This is a genomic window from Ruegeria aquimaris (assembly GCF_025751555.1).
GTDB lineage: Bacteria > Pseudomonadota > Alphaproteobacteria > Rhodobacterales > Rhodobacteraceae > Ruegeria_B > Ruegeria_B aquimaris.
Genome location: NZ_JAOWLB010000005.1, coordinates 211,744 through 235,788, shown reverse-complemented (window position 1 = coordinate 235,788; position 24,045 = coordinate 211,744). Strand labels below are relative to the sequence as shown.

Sequence of the window (24,045 nt, the reverse complement as noted above, 5' to 3'; positions counted from 1 at the left end):
TCGGGAGGGGGTCGAGTTGCGGTCGGACCCCTCTGCCAACCATGTCCTCATACTATTAGAGTTTGGTTGATGTGAGCGCCGCTTCAAGGGTTTTCTTTTGTTTCCGGCTCACATTTGTCGTGACTGGTGGCGCGAATGTTGCATTTGCGGCATCAGAACCGGTCCTTGCGGCCGCGAATTTCGGCAAAGACCTTTGCCGGGTCGGCGCCGGACAGACCCAGATGCGCCTGGATGTCCGGGTCGGCAGCCCGCAGAAACGGGTTTGTCGCCTTTTCCACCCCCAGCATGCTGGGAACGGTCGGGTGTCCTGCTGCTCTGGCTTGATCTATTTCCGCCGCCCGCTTTTTCAAGGTATCGTTGCCGACGTCGATTGTCAGGGCGAAGCGCGCATTCGATTGCGTGTATTCATGTCCGCTGCACACAACCGTATCGTCGGGCAGGGCGGCAAGTTTGGACAGCGAGGTCCACATCTGCTGGGGCGTTCCCTCGAAGAGGCGGCCACACCCCAGCGCCATAAGGCTGTCAGCGGTGAAAACCGCGTTACTTTCCGGCAGGTAAAAAGCCAGATGTCCGACGGTATGACCGGAGACATCCAGTACCTCGACCGGTTCACCGCCAATGTCGAACCGGTCCCCCTCGGCCACCGCCATGTCCAGGGGCGGCAGCCGATGCGCATCGGCTGCGGCACCGATGACCCGTGCGGGATGGGAAGCCAGAATCTCGGGCAGGGCGTCGACATGGTCCCAATGATGATGCGTCAGCAGCACATGACTCAGCCGCCAGTCGCGCGTCGCCAGTTCGGTCAGGATGGGGCCAGCCTCGGGGGCGTCGATCAGCGCGGTTTCACCGCTGGCCGCATCATGCGCGAGATAGGCGTAGTTGTCGCTGAGACAGGGTATGGTGACGATTTCAAGAGGCATGGCCTTTTGCCTTTTCATTGCTAGACTGCCCCAGCCAAACAGATCGGGCGAGCGGCTGCAATGCATCTGGACGTGCAGGACCTGAGGAATTTCTATTATCGCAGCACGCTGGGGCGGGCGGCGCAGGCGGCCGTGCGGGGGCGTCTTCTGGGGATCTGGCCCGAGGCCAAGGGCCAGACGGTCGCCGGGTACGGCTTTGCCGTGCCGTTATTGCGGCCCTATCTGAACGACGCCCGCCGGGTCATTGGCCTGATGCCGGGGCCGCAGGGGGTCATGCCCTGGCCCGCGGGCCTGCCGAATGTCTCGGTCCTGTGCGAGGAAACGCTGTGGCCCATCGAAACCGGGCATGTGGACCGGTTGGTGGTCATGCATGGGCTGGAAACCTCGGAACACCCATCCGCCGTTCTGGACGAATGCTGGCGGGTGCTGGGACCGGGGGGTAGGGCGATCTTTGTCGTGCCGAACCGCGCCGGGTTGTGGTCGCGGTCCGACAAGACGCCCTTTGGCTTTGGTCGTCCCTATACGCTGGGGCAGTTGGAAACTCAGCTGCGCAAGCATCAGTTCCTACCGGAGTTTCATTGTTCCGCGCTGTATCAGCCGCCATCCTTCAGGCGTTTCTGGTTGAAATCGGGCGCCTTGCTGGAAAGAACCGGAACGCGACTGCCGACGATCATGGCGGGCGGTGTGTTCATGGTCGAAGCGTCCAAGCGCGTTCACCCACCACGCCGGAAAGGGGCGCAGGACAAGGTGCGCGTGCTCAACCCGCTGGGTGTGCTGAACCCGCAACCGACCGGCAAGGCCGAACCAGTGTAACGACGCACGGCGCTGTTTTGGCTGCCGCCAAAAGGCGCCCCGCCCGCCGTCCCCGGCGCGCTGGCTCGTGGCTCAGGTTCGGATCACCACCGCGTCGGGTGACATACCGGTCACGCCATCCAAGCGGATGATCACAGAGCCGGGAGATTGCGCGTAGATGCTGGACACATTGACCAGCACATCCGTATGGCTGCCATCCGAGGCCTCGCTCAGGGTGACCGAGTCGATGGTTTCCGAATCTCGGTTCCACAGTTCAACCTCAAGAGCATCTTCGGAGGGATCGAAATCGGTGATCCTGAGATAGGATTCGGGATCCGGGGCATTTGCTCCGCGTATCGCCAGGCTGTAGGTATCAGCGCCATCGCCACCGGTCGCAACTGCGCTTTCCGGGGCATTTTGAAACTCGTACATTGTGAACAGATCGTCACCGTCTTCACCAAAAACCATGCTGCCCGCGCTCAGCTGAAGATGATCATTGCCGACGCCGCCATGGCCCCTGGCACCATTCTCGACGGACAGGAAATCGTCGCCTTCGCCACCATAACCGGTGGCGTTGACGCCGCTGACAATGATTCTGTCGTGTCCCGCACCACCATCAACATCAAGTGGCAAGCCCGGTTCCAGTACCGTTTCGAAGGTATCCCAGCGGTTTGTCCAACTGGAGTGGTCTTGATCATTTCCGGCGTAGACTGTGTCATTGCCCTCGCCACCCATCGCCTGGCCGCTCCCGTAGGCGTGGATTTGGTCGGCACCGGCATCGCCTGTGATCACCATGTCATGACCGCTGGCGTTGATCGTGTCGTTGCCCGCCCCACCGCTGACAGAGTTACCGTTGCTGTATGCAATGACCAGGTCATCGCCGTCACCCGCACGAATTCCGGTGTCATCGACCTTGGTCGTTACCAAATCGTCGCCGCCCCGGGTTTCGACGACAAGCGCGGTCGGCGCGCCTTCTTCCACGGCAAACCAGTCGGTTTCTTCTCCCCCAGTCACGTTGTCGGTCACAGCGGTCGCGGCAACGCCATTGTAGGTCGGGACGTAATCTTCGGGCAGGAAGAGCGACAGGTCGTCACCATCTGTCACCGCCTCAAGAAAATATGATTTTGTTGGCGCGTTCGCCTCGACCTGATCAAGTGCGTCCAGACCCAGATCAATCAGGGCAGGGTAGGTGGGTTGCGCGTCAGGCATTAACGGCAACAGGTCAATGGTATGGATCAGTTCTAGGCCAAGCGTTTCTTCCAGAGCCGCCAGATCGTACGCTCCGGTTCCATTGCCTGCAACGAATGCGTCATATCCGGGAATCCCGGACGATGATGCGGACGCTTTTTGCGATAAATCGGTTCCTTCCGGTGCAAGATAGATCCGGGTTTCGAACTCGGTGTAGAAATTGGAACTCTCTCCGGTGTCCTCGGAATCCAGATAGATCAGGGATAGAAGGCTACCGGTTTCGTCCTCACCCAGTTCAACCTGAACCGTGCCGTGTTCGAGCGTGGTAACCGTTGCGCCGGTGTCTTGCGCGCCCTCCTCTTCGGGGGTTTCCGGTGTCTCATTCACCTCGTCCGGTGTTTCGCCTTCCGGGTCGTCCGATGAGTCGAACAACCCACTCAACGCGGCAAACGCGCCGAGACCCAGCAAGGCTGCAGGAATACCCATACAAGAACACCCTTTGGAAAAATCGCCTGACTCTATATCGCGTCAGTTCATCGGTGCCAGTCAAGAGACGGGATGCGGGACGCCGATGCATCGGCCGAAGGCGTCAGGGCTGCTTGCAGGGCCGCTCCCGGCAATGGCGGTCCTGTGCGCCCTTGTAGGCATTCGTCCGTGGCGCGGGTGCAGTTTTGAGTCACAGGAATCGCGAAAACCTGCAATCGGGTAACATTTTTCAAGCACTTATGGGGGTCCAAAGGGTCGCAGTTTCGTTAACACATTGAAAACACGCGATTTGGGTGCCGGACCGTTATCGCTATACTATATTGCGACATAAGTAACGCTCTGCTACATCCCCGGTGATTTCGATGCCCCGCCGTCACGGCGGGGTTTCCTCACGCCCCCGAGGTCGCGCAAACGGCGCGTTCGGGGCCAATAATATCGGAAGGGTGGACGTGTCCGAACCAGCTTCGATTTCCGCAGGCATTGCCGCGCGCTATGCCACCGCGATTTTCGAGATCGCGAAAGAGAATAATGACCTGAAAGGTCTGGAAACCGGCATCACTGATCTGGCTGCCGCCCTGGCCGAAAGCGCCGACCTGCGTGGTCTGATCGCTTCGCCGCTGGTTTCCCGCGCAGAACAGGAAGCCGCAATCACCGCGATTGCCAAGAAAATGAAACTCGGCGCGGTGCTGGCCAATTCGCTGGGCCTCATGGCACAGAAGCGCCGCCTGTTCGTTCTGCCGCAAATGCTCAAGGCGCTGCAAGACGCGCTGGCCGAGGAGCGCGGCGAAGTGACCGCCGAGGTCACATCCGCCAAGGCTCTGACCAAGACCCAGATCGAAAAGCTGACCAAGACCCTGAGCGAGCAGGTCGGCAAGTCGGTTACCATCAATGCGACCGTGGATGAAACCCTCATCGGCGGTCTTGTCGTCAAAGTTGGCTCGAAGATGATCGACAGCTCGATCCGCTCCAAGCTCAACTCCCTCCAGAATGCAATGAAAGAGGTCGGATAAATGGGTATCCAAGCTGCAGAGATTTCTGCAATCCTGAAGGACCAGATCAAGAATTTTGGTCAGGAAGCAGAAGTGGCCGAAATCGGTCGCGTGCTGAGCGTCGGCGACGGTATCGCCCGCGTCTACGGCCTCGACAATGTTCAGGCCGGTGAAATGGTCGAGTTCCCGGGCGGCATCATGGGCATGGCGCTGAACCTGGAAAGCGACAACGTCGGCGTCGTGATCTTCGGTTCCGACCGGGACATCAAGGAAGGCGACACCGTCAAGCGCACCAACTCCATCGTGGACGTGCCGCAGGGCGAAGCGCTGCTGGGCCGCGTTGTCGACGGTCTGGGTAACCCGATCGACGGCAAAGGTCCGATCAAGGCCGAAAAGCGCGGCGTTGCCGACGTCAAGGCGCCCGGCATCATCCCGCGCAAATCGGTGCACGAGCCGATGGCGACCGGCCTCAAGGCCGTCGACTCGATGATCCCGATCGGCCGTGGCCAGCGCGAGCTGATCATCGGCGACCGTCAGACCGGCAAGACCGCAATCGCGCTCGACACCATCCTGAACCAGAAATCCTATAACGATGCCGCAGGCGACGACGAGAGCAAGAAGCTCTACTGCGTCTACGTGGCTGTTGGCCAGAAGCGATCGACCGTGGCCCAACTGGTCAAGAAGCTGGAAGAAAACGGCGCGATGGAATATTCCATCGTTGTGGCCGCCACCGCGTCCGACCCCGCGCCGATGCAGTTCCTGGCCCCCTATGCCGCAACCGCGATGGCGGAATACTTCCGCGACAACGGTCGTCACGCGCTGATCATCTACGATGACCTGTCCAAACAGGCCGTGGCCTATCGCCAGATGTCGCTGCTGCTGCGCCGTCCGCCCGGACGTGAAGCCTATCCGGGCGACGTTTTCTACCTCCACTCGCGTCTGCTGGAGCGTTCGGCCAAGCTGAACGAGGACTTCGGCGCCGGTTCGCTGACCGCTCTGCCGGTGATCGAAACCCAGGGCGGCGACGTGTCGGCCTTTATCCCGACCAACGTGATCTCGATCACCGACGGTCAGATCTTCCTGGAAACCGAACTGTTCTATCAGGGCATCCGCCCCGCCGTGAACACCGGTCTGTCGGTTTCGCGCGTGGGCTCCTCGGCCCAGACCAACGCCATGAAGACCGTTGCCGGTCCGGTGAAACTGTCGCTGGCCCAGTATCGCGAGATGGCGGCCTTTGCCCAGTTCGGTTCCGACCTCGACGCCGCAACCCAGCAGCTGCTGAACCGTGGCGCGCGTCTGACCGAGCTGATGAAACAGCCGCAGTACTCGCCGCTGACCAACGCGGAAATCGTCTGCGTCATCTTTGCTGGCACCAAAGGCTATCTCGACAAGATTGCCCTCAAGGATGTCGGCCGGTGGGAAGCGGGCCTGATCGCGCATATGCGCGGCAAGCGGGCCGATGTTCTTGAGTGGATCACCAAGGAAGATCCCAAGATCAAGGGCGACGCCGAGGACAAACTCAAGGCAGCGATCGACGAATACGCCGCCACGTTCGCATAAGGAGAGAGTTGGGACATGCCTTCTCTCAAGGACCTTAAAAACAGGATCGAGTCGGTCAAATCGACCCGCAAGATCACCAAAGCCATGCAAATGGTCGCGGCGGCAAAGCTCCGCCGCGCCCAGGAATCCGCTGAAGCGGCCCGCCCCTATGCCGAACGGTTCAATGCCGTGATGGCGGGGCTGGCGGCCTCGGTCGGCGGCAGCGACAGTGCGCCGCTGCTGCTCCGTGGTACAGGCAGCGATCAGGTGCATCTGCTGGTCGTCATGACGGCCGAACGCGGTCTGTGCGGCGGGTTCAACTCGAACATCGCCAAACTGGCCCGCACCCGCGCAAACGAGCTGTTGGCCAAGGGCAAGACGGTCAAGATCCTGACCGTCGGCAAGAAAGGCCGCGACGCGCTCAAGCGTGACTTCGCCAAGCATTCGGTGGGTCATGTCGATCTCAGCGGTATCAAGAGCATGGGCTATGCCAACGCTCAGGATATTGCGCGCGATGTTCTGGCTCGGTTCGACGCCGGTGAATTCGACGTTGCCACGATCTTCTACGCGAAGTTCGAGAACGTCGTGACCCAGGTGCCGACCGCGCAACAGATCATCCCGGCGGCCTTCGAGACCGACGGCGAGGGCGACGAGGTTGCGCTGTTTGACTACGAGCCCAGCGAAGAGGCCATTCTGGCCGACCTGCTGCCGCGTGGTGTGGCGACGCAGATCTTCTCGGCGCTGCTCGAAAACGGGGCCTCGGAACAAGGTGCCCGGATGTCGGCAATGGACAACGCGACCCGCAACGCGGGCGAGATGATCGACAAGCTGACCATCGAATTCAACCGCTCGCGTCAGGCCGTCATCACCAACGAGCTGATCGAAATCATTTCCGGCGCCGAGGCGCTGTAAGACTATCCGGAGACGAAACATGGCGAATGCAAAAGGCAAAGTCACGCAGATCATCGGGGCCGTCGTCGACGTCCAGTTCGATGACGCCCTGCCTGAAATTCTGAACGCGCTGGAAACCGAGAACAACGGCAAGCGCCTGGTTCTCGAAGTGGCCCAGCACCTGGGCGAGAACACCGTCCGCACCATTGCAATGGACGCGACCGAAGGTCTGGTGCGCGGCGCCGCGGTGACCGACACCGGCGGACCGATCTCGGTGCCGGTTGGATCGGCCACCCTGGGCCGCATCCTGAACGTGATCGGCGAGCCGGTGGACGAAAAGGGCCCGGTCAACGCGACCGAGACCCGCGCCATCCACCAGCCCGCACCCGAGTTCGAAGAACAGTCGACCGCGACCGATATCCTAGTCACCGGCATCAAGGTCATCGACCTGCTGGCCCCCTATTCCAAGGGCGGCAAGATCGGCCTGTTCGGCGGCGCCGGCGTGGGCAAGACAGTTCTCATCATGGAACTGATCAACAACATCGCCAAGGTGCACTCGGGCTTCTCCGTGTTCGCGGGTGTGGGTGAACGGACCCGCGAGGGCAACGACCTCTACCACGAGATGATCGAATCCAACGTTATCAAGCCCGATAACCTGGAAGAGTCGCAGGTGGCGCTGGTCTACGGCCAGATGAACGAGCCTCCGGGAGCCCGTGCCCGAGTCGCCCTGACCGGCCTGACCCTGGCCGAGCAGTTCCGCGACCAGTCCGGCACCGACGTTCTGTTCTTCGTGGACAACATCTTCCGCTTTACCCAGGCCGGTTCCGAAGTGTCCGCTCTGCTTGGCCGTATCCCTTCGGCCGTGGGTTACCAGCCGACGCTGGCCACCGACATGGGTGCGATGCAGGAACGCATCACCTCGACCAAGGCAGGCTCGATCACCTCGATCCAGGCCGTCTACGTGCCCGCGGACGACCTTACCGACCCCGCGCCCGCAACCACCTTTGCGCACCTCGACGCAACCACCGTTCTGTCGCGTGCGATCTCGGAACTGGGCATCTACCCGGCCGTGGACCCGCTCGACTCGTCGTCGCGTATCCTCGACCCGCAGGTTGTCGGCGAAGAGCACTATCAGGTTGCCCGTGACGTTCAGGGTATCCTCCAGCGCTACAAGTCGCTTCAGGACATCATCGCCATTCTCGGCATGGACGAACTGAGCGAAGAGGACAAGCTGACCGTGGCCCGCGCCCGGAAAATCCAGCGTTTCCTCAGCCAACCCTTCGACGTGGCCAAGGTGTTCACCGGTTCGGACGGTGTGCAGGTTCCGCTCGAAGACACGATCTCGTCGTTCAAGGCGGTTGTGGCCGGTGAATACGACCACCTGCCCGAGGCTGCCTTCTACATGGTTGGCGGCATCGACGAAGTGATCGCCAAAGCCGAGCGTATGGCCGCCGCAGCTGCCTAAGGAGTATCCCTGATGGCAAACACAATGCAATTCGACCTCGTCAGCCCGGAGCGCCGCCTTGCGTCGCTCCAGGTGACTGCGGTCCAGATTCCCGGTGCGGACGGGGACATGACGGCAATGCCGGACCATGCCCCGACGATCACCACGCTGCGTCCAGGGATCCTCAAGGTCGAAGGACCCGAAGGATCTAGCGAATATCTGGTGACCGGCGGGTTCGCCCAGATCGGTGCCGACACCCTGTCGGTGCTGGCCGAAAAGGCGATCCCGGTAACGGAAGTCACCCGCGCGCATCTGGACGAGCTGATCGCCGAAGCGCGTGCGTCGCATGACGCGGCCAAGGCACAGGAGCATCACAGCATCGTTGACGATGCGGCGAAGCTTCTGGCCGATATGGAGGCCCTTGGCACCCATATGGGGCTCTGAGCCTCTGGCATAGCGCGCGAACAACAGGGGCCAGCCGGGCAACGGGCTGGCCCTTTTGCGTCAAGGTTTGGCCCGATTGAACGGATATGACGTAATAACCATAACGTTTTGGCTAGGTTTCGAGCGATGAAGCTATTTTCTTCTCATCCTGTCGCCATTCAGCAGGGCGACGAGGCGATGTTCTCGGATTTCGAGAATGGTGGCGACATGTGGACCGGGTCGGGGACCCGCGAAAGGCGCAAGCCCATCTTGTTCAAGAAACCTTTTCACTCCGCCCCTGCGGTGATGGTCGCCATTTCGCTTTGGGATGTGGATACGGGTGCCGCCGTCCGCGCCGAGCTGAAAGCCGAGGAGGTCACACCCGAAGGCTTCGATCTGGTCTTTCGCACGTGGGCCGATACCCGCGTTGCGCGCTTGCGGCTCAGCTGGACGGCAATCGGAGAGATGAGAAACGAAGACGACTGGGACGTGCCCTGAGCTCTTGGGCACAGAATATCTTCCGGTTCAAGGGAACCGGAAGATTGCGTCAGTCCATATGATAGAGTGACTCGTAAATCGGCCGCAGGGTCTTGTCTTCGAAGAGGGACGAGACCGACGTGCCGTTCCAGATGTTCAGGATCGCCTGGGTAAAGATCGGCGCCGTCGGCACCACCCGGATGTTCGGCGCTGCCAGAATCTCGGGCGTCGGCTGGATCGAGTCAGTGATGACGAGCGATTTCATCACTGAATTCTTCACCCGCTCGACCGCCGGGCCGCTCATCACCCCGTGTGAGATGTACGAATGCACCTCCTTGGCGCCGTTGTCGAGCAGAACCTGCGCCGCCTTGCACAGGGTTCCGGCTGTGTCGCAGATGTCATCGACGATCAGGCAGATCTTGTCGGTCACGTCACCGATCACGGTCATTTCGGCGACTTCGCCGGGCTTTTCGCGGCGCTTGTCTACGATCGACAGCGGCGCGTTGATCCGCTTGGCCAGTTCGCGCGCACGACCCACGCCGCCCACGTCCGGCGAAACCACCATCAGGTCGCCCATCCGGTCCTTGAAATGGGTCCGGACATCCAGCGCAAAGATCGGTGAAGCATAAAGGTTGTCAACCGGAATATCGAAGAAGCCCTGGATCTGGGCTGCGTGCAGATCCATGGTCAGGATACGCTCGATCCCGGCGCCGGTCAGCATGTTGGCGACCAGCTTGGCACTGATCGGGGTGCGCGCCTTGGTTCGGCGATCCTGCCGGGCATAGCCGAAATAGGGGATGACGGCGGTGATCCGTGCCGCCGAGGACCGCCGCAGCGCGTCCGCGATGATCAGCAGCTCCATCAGGTTGTCATTGGCGGGGTTCGATGTCGGCTGGATGATGAACATATCCTCGCCGCGGACGTTTTCGAACACCTCGACAAAGATCTCGCCATCGTTGAACCGTTCGACACGGGCGTTGACCAGACCCTGGTCGACACCTCGATACAGGCTCATACGGCGCGCTATCGACTGGGCCAACGGAAGATTGGCGTTCCCAGAGATGAGCTTGGGTTCGGTGAGTGACGGCATGACGGATATCCCCAGGCAGCACTGTCTGTTGTGACAGATTCGTGATGTTGACACCGCTTAGCATGGGCTTACGGTCCAGCAAAGGTAACGCTGCGGAGAAAGTGAACATGGCCGATATCGACTACTTTTTTGCGACACTCTCGCCCTTTTCCTATCTGGCCGGGATGCGACTGGAGGAGGTGGCCGCAAAACACGGGGCCAGCATCGCCTACAAGCCCGTGGATATCCTTGCGCTGTTCAGCCGTACCGGCGGCGTGCCCCCGAAGGATCGGCACCCCTCCCGCATCGAATACCGGGCCCAGGAATTGCAGCGTCAGGCTAGGAAGACCGGTTTGCCGTTCAACCTCAAGCCCGCACATTGGCCGACGAATGCCGCGCCCTCCTCTTACGCCATTATCGCGGCGGTCAGGGATGGCGGCGGCGATGTCGGCGCGCTCTGCCATTCCATCCTGCGCGCCTGCTGGGCCGAAGAGAAGGACATCGCACAGGACGAGGTGATCCGCGATTGCCTGGAACGGGCCGGGTTTGACCCGCGCCTCGCGGACAGTGGCCTGCTGATCGGGGCGGAAACCTATGCCGCCAACCTAGAGGAGGCGGTCGATCGCGGCGTCTTCGGCGCCCCGTTCTACATCACGTCGGATGGTCAGAGGTTCTGGGGCCAGGACCGGCTGGACGATCTCGACGCGCATCTGGCGGAGATGAAGGGGTGAGGGGTACCTCCTCTTTACCGCAACCCGTCCACGTCAGCCATTTCGGCCATGGGCCGCGACAGGTGTTGGCGCTGCATTGCACCATTGCCCATTCGGGCGCGTGGAAAGGGCTGACCCGCATCCTGGGTGACGAGGCCCGGTTCACCGCGCCCGACATGCTCAGCCATGGCCGCAGCCCGGATTGGGACGGGCAGGGCTGTTTTCAGGATCGCATCCTGGAGAATGCGCAAACCTGTCTCGACAGGCGCATGGATGTGATCGGCCATTCCTTCGGCGCCACCGTGGCCTTGCGGCTGGCGGTCGAACAGCCGGAGCTTGTTCGCAGCCTGACGCTCATCGAGCCGGTGTTCTTCGCCGTGGCCTGCCGGGACGCGCCCGAGCTGATCGAACAGCATGCCCAGGACGCCCGACCCTACATCGCGGCCCTGGAAAGCGGCGACAAGGCCCTGGCCGCGCGTCTGTTCAACCGGATGTGGAGCACCGCCGACAGCCCGCGCTGGCCGGACCTGCCCGAAGCGACCCGTGCGGCGATGATCCGGGGTATCCACATTGTGCCAACGGTGGACGAGGCGCTGTTCAATGACACGGCCGGGCTGCTGGCGCCCGGGCGGCTCGACCGTGCCACGATGCCGGTTCTGCTCTTGCGGGGAGCCTTGACCCATCCGGTGATGCAGGCGATCTCAAGGGGTCTCATGCGGCGTCTGCCCGATGCAACCGAAGAGGTCATCGCGGGTGCCGGTCATATGCTGCCCATCAGCCACCCGGCAGAGACGGCCGTACATATCCGCGCGCTCTGGTCGCGGACGGTCTGAGCGCTCCAAACTCCTTCATTTCGCTGGAAATACTCCGGGGGAGGTGACAAAATTCTCCGAATTTTGCACCGGGGGCAGCGCCCCCAACCCCCTCAGAGCAGCGACAGGAAGCGGTCGATCTGATCCGTCCCGATCGACCAGTCGCAGACCATGCGGCAGGCCAGCATCTCGCTCTCGTCCTCGCCCTCCAGTTCGGCCCCCCACAGGTGATAGGACGCGCCCGCACCCATCAGGCGCCGATGGGTCGCGCGTGGGAAACTGGCAAAAACGATATTGGCCTGCGGCTCGTGCAGGAAGGTGGCCCCCGCCGCCCGCAGCCCCTCGACCAGTCGGGCGCAATTGTCATTGGCCCGCCGCGCCGAACGCAGCCATAAGTCACCCGTCAGATAGGCATCCATCTGCGCCGACAGATAGCGGTGTTTCGAGAAGAGATGCGCGCCGCGCTTGCGGCGCAGCTCGAACTCCCAGGCATGTTTCGGGTCGAAGAAGATCACCGCCTCGACACCCATGCAGCCGTTCTTGGTGCCGCCAAAGCTGACCGCGTCAACGCCGGCCTTCCAGGTCATCTCGGCGGGTGAGGCGTTGAGGGCGACCAGCGCATTGGCAAAGCGGGCACCATCCAGATGCACCGGCAGACCGTACTCCCCAGCAACCGCGCAAAGCGCCTGCAACTCGGCGATGGAATAGACGCCGCCGCGTTCAGTCACCTGGGTGATCGAGACCGGGCCACGCTGCGGCCCATGCACGCCACGGGTCTCCTCGCCCGTAATCGAGGCGCGCAGCGCCTCTGGCGTCATCCGGTCGCCGCCGGGCACCAGGGTCAGCTTGGTGCCGCCCGAATAGAATTCGGGCGCGTTGCACTCGTCCTCGTGGATATGGGCCACGGGTGAGCAGAAGATGGTCTGCCAGGGCTGTGACAGGGTGGCCAGCGCCAGCGAGTTGGCCGCCGTCCCGGTTGCCACCAGATAGACCGCCGCCTCGGGCGTCTCGAAAATTTGACGAATTTTCTCGCGTACCGCCTGCATCTGTGCATCCGCCCCATAGGCCATGGCATAGCCTTGGTTGACCTCGGTCAGAGCAGCCAGGATCTCGGGGTGGACGGGGCCGGAATTGTCAGAGGCAAAGAACATCAGATGGGCTCCTCGATGATATGGTCTTCCCAGTCTTCTTCGGGGGTTTCAAACTCGGACACGGTGATGCCGCGCACCGAGACGCCTGCCCGGTGCACGCTTTCGGGATCGCCCGAGATCAGCGGATGCCAATCGTATAGCGGCTTTCCCTCCCACAGCAGCCGATAGGCGCAGGTGCGGGGCATCCAATAGGCGTGGCTGTCCAGGTTGTCGGGCGTCAGGACGATGCAATCGGGCACGAACTGGTGCCGAATCGGGTATTGGGTGCAATGGCAGCTCTCGTCATCCAGCAGCCGGCAGGCGACCCGGGTGAGTTCGACCTCGCCGGTATCCTCATCCTCAAGCTTGTTCAGGCAACACTTGCCGCAGCCGTCGCACAGCGCCTCCCATTCGGTCTTGCTCAGCCGCGCCAGCGGCTTGCGCTCCCAGAACCGTGGGCGCAGCCCGTTGCGCTTGATCGGATCCTTCATGGCGCCGCCAGGATCTCGCGCGCGCGGGCGCAATCGGCGTCCATTTGCGCGATAAGGGCGTCCAGCCCGTCAAAGGTCATCTCGGGGCGCAGATATTCGACCAGCCCGACACTCAGCGTTGCGCCATAAAGATCGCCGGAAAAGTCGAACAGGAAGGTTTCGATATTGGGCTGCTCGCCCTTGAACATCGGTCGCACACCCACCGAGGCGGCGCCGTGATAGCTGCCCTTGTGCGGGCCGTCCAGCACATCGACCAGCACCGCATAGACGCCGAACCGGGGCGGGTGCAGCCCGTCGATGGACATATTGGCGGTGGGAAAGCCCAACTCACGCCCGCGCTGCTCGCCGCCGATCACCTCGCCTTCGATCCGGTGCCAATGGCCCAGCATCGCGGCGGCGTCGCGCGGGCGGCCCTCGCTTAGCGCGGTGCGGATCGCGGTCGACGAGATCACGCGCTCGGTCTGCTCCAGGAGCGGTGCGATGGTGACGCCGAACCCCATCTGCTGACCGAACCGGACCATGTCGGCGGCGTTGCCGCTGCGGCCCTTGCCGAAACAGAAATCGGCGCCGATCACCACATGGGTCAAGCCCAGCCCGTCGCAGATGACACGGCGCGCGAACTCTTCCGGCGTCAGCCCGGCCAGCGCGGCATTGAAAGGCAGTTCATAGAGCCGCTCGACCCCCAGCTTTTCCAGCCGGTGCGCGCGCGCCGGGCCGCGCATCAGGCGAAAGGGCGGGCTGTCGGGGGCGAAATACTCGCGCGGATGTGGCTCGAAGGTCATCACACCCAGCGGCACATCGGGCGCGGCCTGCCGGGCCAGTTCGATCACCGAGCGGTGGCCGATATGCACGCCGTCGAAGTTACCGATGGCGACGCTGGCGCCCCGGTCTGCGGGTTCGAGAAATCTGTAGTCGCGGATGATACGCATGCAGGTTGGGTAAACGCAGGTGTGCGCATGTTCAAGCGCGACTTGACCGGGTGGGGTCGTTTCCGGCGCCTCGCCACGCCGCGCCAGAGCGCTCGGGTCATGCTGGCGGTTTTGCCTCCTCCGATGTTTCGACCAGTTCGCCGATACAGAAATGCGCCATATGCGCGACTGCTTGCGCGCTGTGATAATCACCGAACTCGGCGGTGGCATCCTTGCCCGCATAGATCCGGGCGATGCCCGCACCGCCGGGGTGATGGGGCGCCCAGGCCGTGATTTCATAGACCTTGCCCGAAACGATGATCCAGCAATCGTCGCGGGTGTTGTGCCGGGCGACCTCGGCGCGGGTCACGCGACGGGCGCCATCGGTCGGGGTCTCTGGCCGCCAGAGGCTTTGCGTCGCCTTTGCATGGTCCTCTTTCGACGCCTCGCGGTAATCCCACGGCCCCCATTTCCTGGCGGGCAGGGCCGGGCCGATATTGCGGGCGTCAAAGGCATAGATCCAGGCGTCATTCTCGCCGCCGCGCTTGTCGTGTGAAAACGCGGGCGTGACGCGTTCATCCAGACCCTCGAGCAGCGCCTTTTGCGCCTCGGTATCCTTGGGCCGCAGATGGTCGAAGGCAAACTTCGACCCCAGCTGAAACCGGCTGGCGCGATAGTGCCGCACCCGTTCATAGTGCAACAGGGCCGAGGGCACGTCGCGGCGGTGCAGGGCAAAGGCGCAGCCAAGCGCGGCGGCATCCTCGAACGCCTGCGCCGCGCCCTGCCCGAAGGTGGGCAGCATCGGATGCGCCGCGTCGCCCAGCAGGCAGATGCGCCCCTGCACCCAGGTCTCGAGCGCGTCGCGGTCATAAAGCCCCCATTTGGTCGGACGCACCATCGCCCCGGCCAGGGCGACCAGATCGTCGCAATTGGGAAGCTCGGCAAAGGCCGCGCCGACGTCGCGGGTGATTTCCTCCTGGCTCACCGGAAACCAGTCGCCCTCTTCCCGTTCAAAGGCGGTTGAATCGGGTTCATACCGGGCGATCCAGACATTCAGCAACTCGCCGCCCCGCACCCAATAGGTGGTCGCGCCGCTGCGATCCGTCTTGTGGCGGTCCATGCTGAAAGAGTGGATCGGGTTGTGATCCAGCGGATGGCCATCGGGTTTGCGCAGCGCGGCCACGATTGCGCGGGGAATGAGGCCGCGGAAACAGGTGACCTCGGTCCAGCGTTTGGGGCGCGGGTTGGGCCAGGCCAGACGGAGCGTGGCCGAGTTGATCCCATCTGCGCCAACCAGAATATCGCCGGTCGCCCTCTGTCCGTTGGCAAAGACCGCTGTCACGCCCTCGTCCGTCTGGTGCACCCGGTCGAGCCGACAGCCCATATGCACCGAGATCGGGCAGGGGGCGCCGCTGTCAGGGCCGAATTCGAACACCCGCTTGTAAAGGCACATCAGAAGGTCCAGCCGGTGCATGTGATGAAACCCGGCGCCATCCCCGGCGGCGGTGACATGGTCGAACGGCCTTTCGGTGATGCTGCCATCGGTGTTGAACTGCCGGGTCGATGTCAGGATCGCAGCCCGGCCACCATCTATCGCGCCGTCCGGTCCTTTGGGGTCACCGCCATCCAGATCGACCCCCAGCCAGCGGCAGATCCGCGCCCCGTTCGGGGGAATGTTCAGCCCGGCCCCGGCTGTACTGGGCTGCCTGGTCTGCTCGTAGACCTCGATTGCCGAAAAGACCCCGGATTGCCGCAGGGCCAGGGCCGCCATCAACCCTCCAATGCCCGCACCGATGATGATTGCTCGCATCTCGAACTCCACTTCATGAACAAGTTAAGTGAGTCTTGTCCAAACGATAGCAAGTTCAGTCAGGCTTTCAGCAGAATTGTCCTGCGCGCGCGCAATGGGCGGCGATCTGCGCACAATTGTTCAACTTGTTGAAATGCAGAGGAAAGCCCGCACCCGGACTGGGTCCGGGCAGCGCGAGCAATGATCACTTCTTCGTGTGTTGCTGAGGAGCGAGGCCGCAAATGGCAGCTGTGCTGCCGATCAGTCGAACTTGCGCGAGGGGGCCAGCACCATCGCCTCGCCCACCAGCACCTTCTTGCCATCAACGGCGCAATGGCAGTCCAGCTTGACCCGGCGTTTGGCAAAGTCGATGTCGATCACCTTGACCTCGGCATAGACCGTGTCGCCCGGGCGCACAGGCGCGAGGAACTTCAGCGATTGACCCATGTAGACGGTGCCATGGCCGGGCAGCTGCTCGCCGATAACCGCCGAGATCAGCCCGGCGGTCAGCATGCCATGGGCGATACGCCCCTCAAAGATGGTGTCGCGGGCATATTCGTCGTCCAGATGCACCGGATTGCGGTCGGTCGAGACCTGGGCGAACATCTCGATATCCTCGTCGGTGACCTGTTTGCGCAGGTACCGGGTCATGCCCATCTCGATATCTTCGATACAGATCGTTCCGCGCGGCAGATTGTCCAACATGTCACCCTCTCTATCCGGATGGTGGAGCAACTTTGAACAAGTCTCCACCTGAGTTTGGCAACTTTATTACTTTGCAGGTGCAGAAAATCAAGCCCTTTCTGCTCAGCGAAGTTGGCCAATAGTATAGGTCGGGCTCCTGTTTTCTCTTTCCAGATATACAGTTAGCGCCACCGGATCCGGGTTGATGCCAGTTTTGGTTTCCGATGCGGCCAGACCGCCCGAGATGAACAGGGAATCGATGCCTTCGCCCTGGCCACCGGCGATGTCCGTCTGGATGCCGTCGCCGATCGCCAGAATCTCGGAATCGGCGACATCCACCCCCAAGGCAAGCAGCCGGCGGCGGGCCAGATCATAGATCGGCGGGTGCGGCTTGCCGAAGTACAGGCTCTCGCCTCCCATCTCGGTGTAAAGCCGCGCCAGCGCCCCGGCGCACCATTCGCGGATTTCGCCGCGATCGACCACGATATCCGGATTGGCGCAGAGCAGCTTCATCCCCTTGGTCTTGGCATATAGGAAATCGGGCCGGTTCACCGCCGGGTCGGCCATCGGGTCGAAGGGGCCGCAACAGACGATGCCCTCGGCCTCTTGCAGCGGCACACGGGTGATCTCGACCGGGTTGTCGAGCAGTTTGAGCGGCTCGAAAAAGCCCGCGTCGCGGTCCCACTCGCCCATGAAGTAGACCTTTTGACCAACCGCACCCCGGAACATGGCCGAACGCGCGCTGTCACCGCTGGTGGCGATGGTGTCATAAGCGTCCTCGGGCACGTTGAACTGGACCAATTGAGTCGCAACCCCGGCGCGCGGTTTCGGAGAGTTCGTCACCAGCACGACCTTGCCGCCCTGGGCGCGATAGGCTCTCAGCGCAGAGATCGCATCTGGATAGGCTGTCACTCCATTGTGCACGCATCCCCACAGATCGACGAACAGCGCGCGGTAGCGGTCGGAGATGTCGGAGAGGGCGTTTATGATCTGGGTCATGTCTGGGTCCGGTTTGGGTATTGTCGCAAGGGCTTGTATGCCGCATGCGTTGGACAATGGCCATGGGAAAGGGCTGGCAGCTCAGCTACGAAAGCTTTCCAGCCGCCGCCCTGTGCGGCGGGTCATTACACGGCGGAGCGCGGTGGCATCGCTATATCCGACCCGATGCGCGACCTGTTCCAGGCTCAGCCCGCCCGCCCGATAAAGCCGGATCGCCTCGGTCACCCGCAGGGTCTGGGCGAACTCGCCCGGGGTCATGCCCGCGACCCGTGCCAGACGGCGGGCAAAGGTGCGCGTGCCCAGCCCGGCGGCCTCGGCCAGTTCGGCCAGCGGCACCTGACGGGCAATATGGCGACGCAGGTACAACTCGACCCGTTGCAGCGCCGGATCACCCGCCACCAGCGTCGCCACCGACAGATAGGGCAACTGGCTGGGTCGGCTGTCAGCCAGCAGAAAGCGGCGGCAATCCTCGGCCAGGGCATACCCCGCCTGGGTCTCGATCAGGTGCAGCATCAGGTCGATCTGGGCAAAGGAGGCGCCTGCCGTTACCAGCGCCCCATCGCTGCACAGCACCTCGCCCATCTCGACCCGGACCTTGGGGAACCAGCCCCGCAACAGCGGTGCCAGCCACCAGGTTGTGGTGGCGCGGCGCCCATCCAGAAGCCCCGCCGCCGCCAGCGCAAAGACGCCAGAGCAGGCGCTCGCAATGCGGGTACCGGGCTGGGCGAGGTGGCGCAGCGCCGCGGTCAGCGCGACAAAGGCAGGACTGTCCATCGCCGCCCGCAACTCCTCGGCCGAGGCAAGCCCCATCCCCGGCAGCACCACCAGATCCGGCGCCGGTGTATCCGGGCAGACCGCCTCGGGGTGCAGGGTGCGCCAGCAAAACGGTGCCGTCTCGCCGCGCAACGCGGCCACCCGGTTGGCGCTGTCCAGCATGTCCTCGGCGATGGCCAGGCTGGAGCGTTGACAGGGGGCGGGATGCAGCAGAAGGACGTTCATGGCGATTTGTCCATTTCGGTCTGAATAATGTCATTCGTGACACTAGCCGCATATGTCTCCCGCGTCCATCCTGCGCCGCGACACCGATACCAGGAGATCACAAATGACACTTACAGGCGGATGTTACTGCGGCGCGCTGCGCTATGAGGCCGAGGGTGAGCCGATGCTCAAGGCGCAATGCCACTGCCGTGCCTGCCAGACTTATGCGGGCGGCGCGCCGAACCTGTTTATGGTGATGCCGGCTGCGGGCTTTCGCTATGTCAAGGGCACGCCCAAGAGCTTTCGGCTGGAGGATCGGCCCGACCGGGTGACTCGCGATTTCTGCGCCACCTGCGGCACCGGGGTCGCCTCGCACCGGCCCGGCCTGCCGGCAGTGATCCTGAAGATCGGCACGCTGGACGATCCGGCCCTGTTCAAGGGGCCCAAAGCGGCGGTGTTTGCCGCCGAGAAACAGGCCTTTCACATCATCCCCGAGGGCGTACACGCCTTTGACGGGCTGCCGACCCAGTAAGGTCAAAACGCAAGAGGCGCCCGCGAGGGGCGCCTCTTTCATCGGTCGGGACCGGATCAGACCTTGAGGTTCGGGATGATCTGCTTTTTCCGGCTCATGATGCCGGGCAGGACAACCGTGTCGCCCGAGACCGAGGCGCCAAAGCTCTTTTCGGCCACGGTCTTGACCAGATCGTTGGGCACCAGCAGGGTGGCTTCCTCGTTCAGGATGTCGATCACGAACAGCAGCACCTGATCGGCGCCGTCTTCCTTGGCCACGTCGATCATCGAGGCCATCAGGCTGTCCTTGCGGTCCAGCAGCACCTTGGGTGCGGTGGTTTCCAGAACCGAGACCCGGAATTCCTTGCCGTCGACATTGTACTCTTTCGAGTCCATCCGCAGCAGCTCGGCGTCCGAGAAGGACGACACGTCCGACTTGGCCGCGAACATCTCGGCGGCATAGGACGGAATGTCGATGCCCAGATCGGCGGCCAGCTTCTCGGCCACGGCGCGGTCATGATCGGTGGTGGTGGGCGAGCGGAACTCCAGCGTGTCAGAAAGGATGCAGGTCAGCGCCGCGCCCTTGATCGCCTCGGGCATGCGGGCAGCATCGTCACCCATCAGGTCGACCATGATGGTGGCGGTGCAGGCCAGCGGGCGCACGGTGATGTCGATAGGGCCCTTGGTCTTCAGCCCGCCGATCAGCGCGTGGTGGTCGATGATCTGGCGGATATCGGCGTCGTTGACGCTGGCGGGCAGTTCGGCGGGGTTGTTGGTGTCTACGATCACCACCGGGGCGCCTGCGTTCACGTCCGAGATGATCTCGGGCTTGTCGAAACCCCAGCGGCTGAGCATGAAGGCCGCTTCGGTGTTGGGTTCGCCCAGCAGCACCGGTTTGGCGGCCTGGCCCTTTACCTCGGTCAGATACCAGGCCCAGACGATGGGCGAGCCGGTGGAATCGGTGTCGGGGGATTTGTGGCCAAATACCTGAATGGTCATGTGTCTATCCTGCGCAAGGTCAAATTTGCGCGCCTTATAGGGGCGCGGACCGGCATTGTCACGGGGGGGCGCGCAGGCTGCGACCCTTGGTCAGGTTTCCGCCTCAGAACGCGGCTCGTTCCAGCAGATAGCCCTCCAGCGCCAGCAGGTTCAGCAATCCGCTTTCGCCGTGCAGATGGCCTGCGCCAACGGCGATTACCGCTGTCTGGTCGCGGATATCCAGGATATGGCGCATCCAGTTGCGGTTGCGCCCCTCCACGAGGGTGACCATGAAACTGTCCCAGAGCGGATCGAACACCTCGGGCGACAAACCGCTGCGCGCTATCGCGTCGCGGCGCGAGAACTCCATGAACTCGGCATGGCGCTCTTCGAAATACATCGCGCTCAACGTTGCCAACTGGTCGGCATCGGCCCCCAGATTGTCCGCGAACATCTCCAACTCGCGGGCCTGCTCTTCGATCGGGGTGGCGGTGAACAGCGCCAGCAGTTCGGCGCCGGTCTCCAGCGAGTGCTGCGGCACGTCATGCATGTCCGCCAGAACCGACAGTCGTTTGTCCATACCCTGTTTCGCCTCGGGATCGCGCAGCAGGCAGGGCGGCAGCGACAGGACTGCGCCCAGCACCCAGGGCTGCATCTTGGCCCCCATCCAGGCCGGGACATTGCGCTCGGCCAGGGCTTGGGCGATCCGTTTCCATCCCTCCTCGCTCATCAACTCGATCAGGGTGGGTCCTTCGGTGATCAGCGCCACCTTCGGGTTACTCATGACTTCGCGCTCGAACGCGGCAAGGTCGGCGGGGTTCAGCTCGAACCAGACGGAACTCGCCCGCTCGATCAGCGGTTCCAGCCTGTCGGCGGCAAGCCCCATGCGGGGATCGTTGACATGCAGGGTGCCAATCAGGTGCAGCACGGTGTTACCCCGGGTCGCGACCCAATGGTTGCCCTCGGGATAGGGTATCGCTGCGGCGGCCCGTTCCATCTCGGCGCGGACCTCGTTCGGCAGGTCGCCCCGCTGGTCGCGCCCTTCGCAGGCGGCAAAGGCCGCCATTGGCATTGTCAGAAACAGGAAAACGGCCAGAAAACGCATGGATGCCATTCGCACTCTTCAAAATTCCGCGCGGCTCAGGCTGTAGCCGCGTTGTTTCAACAGGTTCAGCAAGCCCGCCTTGCCCGGCAGATGCGCGGCCCCGACCGCGACGACCATGGTCTTTGCCTTGGTCCGCTGGATCACCGGCATCCAGGCCCGGTTGCGCTTGTCCAGGATATGCGTATCGAACTGGCGCAGCAGGCGGGACACTTCCTTGCGCGAAACATCCAGATCGCGATAAAGCGTCCAGTCCTCGATCAGCATTGCCTCGGCCAGCCTTTCTTCGAAATAGGCATTCGAAAGGGTCACGACCTGATCGTCGAAATTGAGCTCGCTCCTCATGTCCATCACCAGCAGCTTGACCTGATCCCTTACCGGGATGGCGGATAGCGAACTCATGCCTGTTCCGACCGCCTCCAAGGACCCGACCGGCACACCGGCCCGCGCCGCCAACAGCTCGATCCGGTCATCCAGGCCGCGATAGGCGAACAATCCGCGCCCGCCACAGCCCGAGCGGGACAGGTTCATCGAGATGAACCAGGGTTGCATGCGGGCCAGGACCTTTTCATCCACCCCCTGCACCCGCATTTGCAGGCTCAGCATCTGCCAGTCTTCCGGCGGCATCAGCGTGTCGAGCCCGGGCGCGCCCTTGGGTATGGTCAGGATCGAGGGCGTCTTGCGCAGTGTGTCATCAAGGGTGGCGAGTTGTTTGGCGGTGACTTCGAGCAGCACGGCATCCGCCGACTGGATGACGGGCGTCAGTTTTCGCATCACCGCCCTCATGCGGCTGTCCCCGGTGTGCTGGGTCCCGATCAGATGGATGCGCTGCGACCCTTTTGTCGCGATCCAGTGATTGCCATAGGCAAACGGCACCTTCTGTATCTCGCGCGCTAGCCGCGCTTCGCCCTCGGGCGTCAGCCGCGTCAGCAGATCGGTCCCGGTACAGCGGGCCTCGACCCCGGTCGCGGCCAGCAGGCCCAGGCAGAGTATCAGGGCGCGCAGCATGGGGTCTCCTTCAATCTCGAACTGAATCAACAGCTAAGGTTCACATTGGCTCGGGGCAAGTCACGCTTGGGTGCGTGATTGTATTGCCCCTCCGATGTGCCTAGCCTGCAACCATGCAGCGAGAACAGGATCTATACCCACCGATCAAACAGATGCTGGAACGGCAGGGCTACACCGTCAAGGGTGAGGTCGGCGCCGCCGACATTGTCGCGCGGCGAGGCGATGAGCCGCCGGTGGTGGTGGAATTGAAACTGCGGTTTTCCCTGTCGCTGTTTCACCAGGCTGTGGCGCGGCTGACCCTGACCGATACCGTCTACATGGCTGTCCTACGGCCCAAGGGGAAAACGGCACGCCGGGCTCTGCGCGACAATCTCGCCCTGTGTCGGCGGTTGGGGCTGGGTCTGATCACAGTGCGCGCCGACGGGCGGGTCGAGGTGCATTGCGACCCCGGACCCTATCAGCCGCGCAAGTCCAGGGCGCGGACGGACAAGTTGTTGCGGGAGTTCGATCGTCTGGCGGGCGATCCAAACGCCGGTGGCGCGACACGGCATGGCATCGTCACCGGCTACCGCCAGGATGCGCTGCGCTGTGCCGCGCATCTAGCGGAGAACGGGCAGAGCAAAGGCAGCGAGGTCGCCCGCGCCACGGGCGTTACCACGGCAACCCGCTTGATGCGCGAAAACCACTACGGCTGGTTTCTGCGGGTCGAGAAGGGCGTCTATGGCATTACGGATGAAGGCCGCGCCGGATTGGTCCATTGGGCCTATAGTTGGACCTAGGCCCGCCGCGCGATGAAATCGGTCACCATGTCGACCATGACCGGGGCGAGTGCGGGGGTGATGATATGGCCCATCCCTTTGACAGCATGAAATTCGGAACCGGGAATCGTATCGGCGATCTCTTCGCCCATCTCCAGCGGGATCAGCGCATCATCGGTGCCGTGGATCACCAGGCAGGGCAGGGCGACATTGCGCAGGCCAGGCCTGCGGTCGGGGGCGTGCAGTATGGCCAGCACCTGACGGTTCTTTCCGGCCGCATCGACCCCTCGCGCCCAGGCGCGGGCGGCCATGGCGCGGATATCGGCCTCGGGCATCGGATAACCGGGACTGCCCCAAAGCCCATGTTCCGCGACCTGCGCATCCAGATATTCCGTGCGCGTCAAGTCGCGCACCAACAGGCTGTCGACAAGCGCCAACAGGGCCGCCCGGTCATCCGGCGCGCGTTCGGTGAATGGTCGGCAAGCCGTCATCACAATTGTGGCTGACATTACGCGGTCAGGGTGATCGATGCACAGTTGTTGCAGCACCGCGCCGCCCATCGAGATGCCGAACATATGCGCGCGTTCGATCCCCAGCGCATCCATCAGACCTGTAATGTCACCCACCATATCGTTGATATCGTAGGGCTTGGGCAATTCCGCGCCGCTGCGCAGCCGTGCCAGAATGGAATCGGCATCCGCCGGAACGTTATCGACCGGGCAGCGCTGGGTCAGGCCCACATCGCGATTGTCGAACAGGATCACCCGGTATCCGGCCTTGGCAAAACCGTCGTAGAGTTCGGTCGGCCAATGCGCCAACTGGCTCCCTTGCCCCCGGATGAGGATCAGCGGAACACCGTCAGACGGCCCATGATCCTCGACCTCGATCCAAATGCCGTTTGCTTCGATCTGCATGTAACCTGTTCCGCCTCTGCCATACGGCACGCACTCTGCTTCGGGGACACCCGGTT

25 protein-coding genes are annotated in these 24,045 nt (G+C 62.8%); 11 read left to right on the top strand and 14 right to left on the bottom strand.

Features of this window, described 5'->3' with window-relative positions; genetic code table 11:
* Nucleotides 1-152: 152 nt before the first annotated feature.
* Nucleotides 153-920 carry a hydroxyacylglutathione hydrolase gene (gloB, locus tag OE747_RS10125; RefSeq protein WP_263828482.1) on the bottom strand — a complete coding sequence of 256 codons (768 nt, stop codon included), beginning with the start codon at nt 918-920 and terminating at the stop codon, nt 153-155.
* A 60-nt stretch (nt 921-980) separates the two neighbouring features.
* On the opposite strand from gloB, the gene OE747_RS10120 reads away from it, so the two are divergent.
* Nucleotides 981-1,733, top strand: a complete 753-nt coding sequence (locus OE747_RS10120) for a class I SAM-dependent methyltransferase (protein WP_263828481.1) — start codon at nt 981-983, stop codon at nt 1,731-1,733.
* A gap of 72 nt (nt 1,734-1,805) precedes the next feature.
* On the opposite strand, the gene OE747_RS10115 is transcribed toward OE747_RS10120, so the two are convergent.
* Nucleotides 1,806-3,386 (bottom strand): calcium-binding protein, encoded by a 1,581-nt coding sequence (locus OE747_RS10115; protein WP_263828480.1) that lies wholly within the window; start codon nt 3,384-3,386, stop codon nt 1,806-1,808.
* 449 nt (nt 3,387-3,835) lie between these two features.
* Here OE747_RS10115 and OE747_RS10110 point away from each other — a divergent pair, with 449 nt between their 5' ends.
* From OE747_RS10110 to OE747_RS10085, 6 genes are all read left to right on the top strand, one after another.
* Entirely contained in the window at nt 3,836-4,396 is a 561-nt protein-coding gene (locus OE747_RS10110) for a F0F1 ATP synthase subunit delta (RefSeq protein WP_263828479.1), read from the top strand.
* Nucleotides 4,397-5,935 carry a F0F1 ATP synthase subunit alpha gene (gene atpA / locus OE747_RS10105; protein ID WP_234139805.1) on the top strand — a complete coding sequence of 513 codons (1,539 nt, stop codon included), beginning with the start codon at nt 4,397-4,399 and terminating at the stop codon, nt 5,933-5,935. It begins immediately after the preceding gene.
* 15 nt (nt 5,936-5,950) lie between these two features.
* The gene (locus tag OE747_RS10100; RefSeq protein ID WP_234139804.1) at nt 5,951-6,826 is read left to right on the top strand and encodes a F0F1 ATP synthase subunit gamma; all 876 of its coding nucleotides are present in this window, start codon (nt 5,951-5,953) and stop codon (nt 6,824-6,826) included.
* A 19-nt stretch (nt 6,827-6,845) separates the two neighbouring features.
* Nucleotides 6,846-8,270, top strand: coding sequence for a F0F1 ATP synthase subunit beta (gene atpD, locus OE747_RS10095; RefSeq protein WP_263828478.1), 1,425 nt, complete (start codon nt 6,846-6,848; stop codon nt 8,268-8,270).
* A 12-nt stretch (nt 8,271-8,282) separates the two neighbouring features.
* Nucleotides 8,283-8,693 carry a F0F1 ATP synthase subunit epsilon gene (locus OE747_RS10090; RefSeq protein ID WP_164133027.1) on the top strand — a complete coding sequence of 137 codons (411 nt, stop codon included), beginning with the start codon at nt 8,283-8,285 and terminating at the stop codon, nt 8,691-8,693.
* A 126-nt stretch (nt 8,694-8,819) separates the two neighbouring features.
* The gene (locus OE747_RS10085) at nt 8,820-9,170 is read left to right on the top strand and encodes an H-type lectin domain-containing protein (protein WP_263828477.1); all 351 of its coding nucleotides are present in this window, start codon (nt 8,820-8,822) and stop codon (nt 9,168-9,170) included.
* A 49-nt stretch (nt 9,171-9,219) separates the two neighbouring features.
* On the opposite strand, the gene OE747_RS10080 is transcribed toward OE747_RS10085, so the two are convergent.
* Nucleotides 9,220-10,239 carry a ribose-phosphate pyrophosphokinase gene (locus OE747_RS10080; RefSeq protein WP_263828476.1) on the bottom strand — a complete coding sequence of 340 codons (1,020 nt, stop codon included), beginning with the start codon at nt 10,237-10,239 and terminating at the stop codon, nt 9,220-9,222.
* A gap of 107 nt (nt 10,240-10,346) precedes the next feature.
* On the opposite strand from OE747_RS10080, the gene OE747_RS10075 reads away from it, so the two are divergent.
* Nucleotides 10,347-10,949 carry a 2-hydroxychromene-2-carboxylate isomerase gene (locus OE747_RS10075; protein WP_263828475.1) on the top strand — a complete coding sequence of 201 codons (603 nt, stop codon included), beginning with the start codon at nt 10,347-10,349 and terminating at the stop codon, nt 10,947-10,949.
* Nucleotides 10,946-11,761, top strand: a complete 816-nt coding sequence (locus OE747_RS10070) for an alpha/beta fold hydrolase (RefSeq protein ID WP_263828474.1) — start codon at nt 10,946-10,948, stop codon at nt 11,759-11,761. Before OE747_RS10075 ends, OE747_RS10070 begins: the two co-directional genes overlap by 4 nt.
* A 92-nt stretch (nt 11,762-11,853) precedes the next feature.
* Here the strand turns inward: OE747_RS10070 and OE747_RS10065 are convergent, their stop codons facing one another.
* The 7 genes from OE747_RS10065 to OE747_RS10030 form a co-directional block, all read right to left on the bottom strand.
* Entirely contained in the window at nt 11,854-12,891 is a 1,038-nt protein-coding gene (locus OE747_RS10065; RefSeq protein ID WP_263828473.1) for a threonine aldolase family protein, read from the bottom strand.
* On the bottom strand, nt 12,891-13,361 hold the full coding sequence (locus OE747_RS10060) for a YcgN family cysteine cluster protein (RefSeq protein ID WP_263828472.1): 471 nt from the start codon (nt 13,359-13,361) through the stop codon (nt 12,891-12,893). Before OE747_RS10060 ends, OE747_RS10065 begins: the two co-directional genes overlap by 1 nt.
* On the bottom strand, nt 13,358-14,290 hold the full coding sequence (locus OE747_RS10055; RefSeq protein WP_263828471.1) for a bifunctional riboflavin kinase/FAD synthetase: 933 nt from the start codon (nt 14,288-14,290) through the stop codon (nt 13,358-13,360). Before OE747_RS10055 ends, OE747_RS10060 begins: the two co-directional genes overlap by 4 nt.
* A 97-nt stretch (nt 14,291-14,387) precedes the next feature.
* Nucleotides 14,388-16,079: a cytochrome b5 domain-containing protein gene (locus OE747_RS24575; protein ID WP_318527304.1), complete on the bottom strand. Its 1,692-nt coding sequence runs from the start codon at nt 16,077-16,079 to the stop codon at nt 14,388-14,390.
* A 240-nt stretch (nt 16,080-16,319) separates the two neighbouring features.
* Complete coding sequence (locus tag OE747_RS10040; RefSeq protein ID WP_044028673.1) at nt 16,320-16,763, bottom strand: MaoC family dehydratase; 444 nt, start codon at nt 16,761-16,763, stop codon at nt 16,320-16,322.
* Between the two features lie 102 nt (nt 16,764-16,865).
* Entirely contained in the window at nt 16,866-17,741 is an 876-nt protein-coding gene (locus OE747_RS10035) for an HAD family hydrolase (protein WP_263828470.1), read from the bottom strand.
* An 81-nt stretch (nt 17,742-17,822) separates the two neighbouring features.
* Nucleotides 17,823-18,740, bottom strand: coding sequence for a GlxA family transcriptional regulator (locus OE747_RS10030; RefSeq protein WP_263828469.1), 918 nt, complete (start codon nt 18,738-18,740; stop codon nt 17,823-17,825).
* A gap of 103 nt (nt 18,741-18,843) precedes the next feature.
* Here OE747_RS10030 and OE747_RS10025 point away from each other — a divergent pair, with 103 nt between their 5' ends.
* Entirely contained in the window at nt 18,844-19,251 is a 408-nt protein-coding gene (locus OE747_RS10025; protein ID WP_263828468.1) for a GFA family protein, read from the top strand.
* 56 nt (nt 19,252-19,307) lie between these two features.
* Here the strand turns inward: OE747_RS10025 and OE747_RS10020 are convergent, their stop codons facing one another.
* From OE747_RS10020 to OE747_RS10010, 3 genes are all read right to left on the bottom strand, one after another.
* Complete coding sequence (locus tag OE747_RS10020) at nt 19,308-20,228, bottom strand: manganese-dependent inorganic pyrophosphatase (protein ID WP_263828467.1); 921 nt, start codon at nt 20,226-20,228, stop codon at nt 19,308-19,310.
* 103 nt (nt 20,229-20,331) lie between these two features.
* A complete protein-coding gene (locus tag OE747_RS10015) occupies nt 20,332-21,321 on the bottom strand; it encodes a TraB/GumN family protein (RefSeq protein ID WP_263828466.1) in 990 nt (329 codons plus the stop codon).
* 9 nt (nt 21,322-21,330) lie between these two features.
* Complete coding sequence (locus tag OE747_RS10010; protein ID WP_263828465.1) at nt 21,331-22,317, bottom strand: TraB/GumN family protein; 987 nt, start codon at nt 22,315-22,317, stop codon at nt 21,331-21,333.
* A 113-nt stretch (nt 22,318-22,430) separates the two neighbouring features.
* Between OE747_RS10010 and OE747_RS10005 the strand changes: the two genes are divergently transcribed.
* Nucleotides 22,431-23,096, top strand: a complete 666-nt coding sequence (locus OE747_RS10005; protein ID WP_263828464.1) for a DUF2161 domain-containing phosphodiesterase — start codon at nt 22,431-22,433, stop codon at nt 23,094-23,096.
* Here the strand turns inward: OE747_RS10005 and OE747_RS10000 are convergent.
* A complete protein-coding gene (locus OE747_RS10000) occupies nt 23,093-23,989 on the bottom strand; it encodes an alpha/beta fold hydrolase (protein WP_263828463.1) in 897 nt (298 codons plus the stop codon). The two genes, OE747_RS10005 and OE747_RS10000, sit on opposite strands and share 4 nt — an antisense overlap.
* Nucleotides 23,990-24,045: the final 56 nt, after the last annotated feature.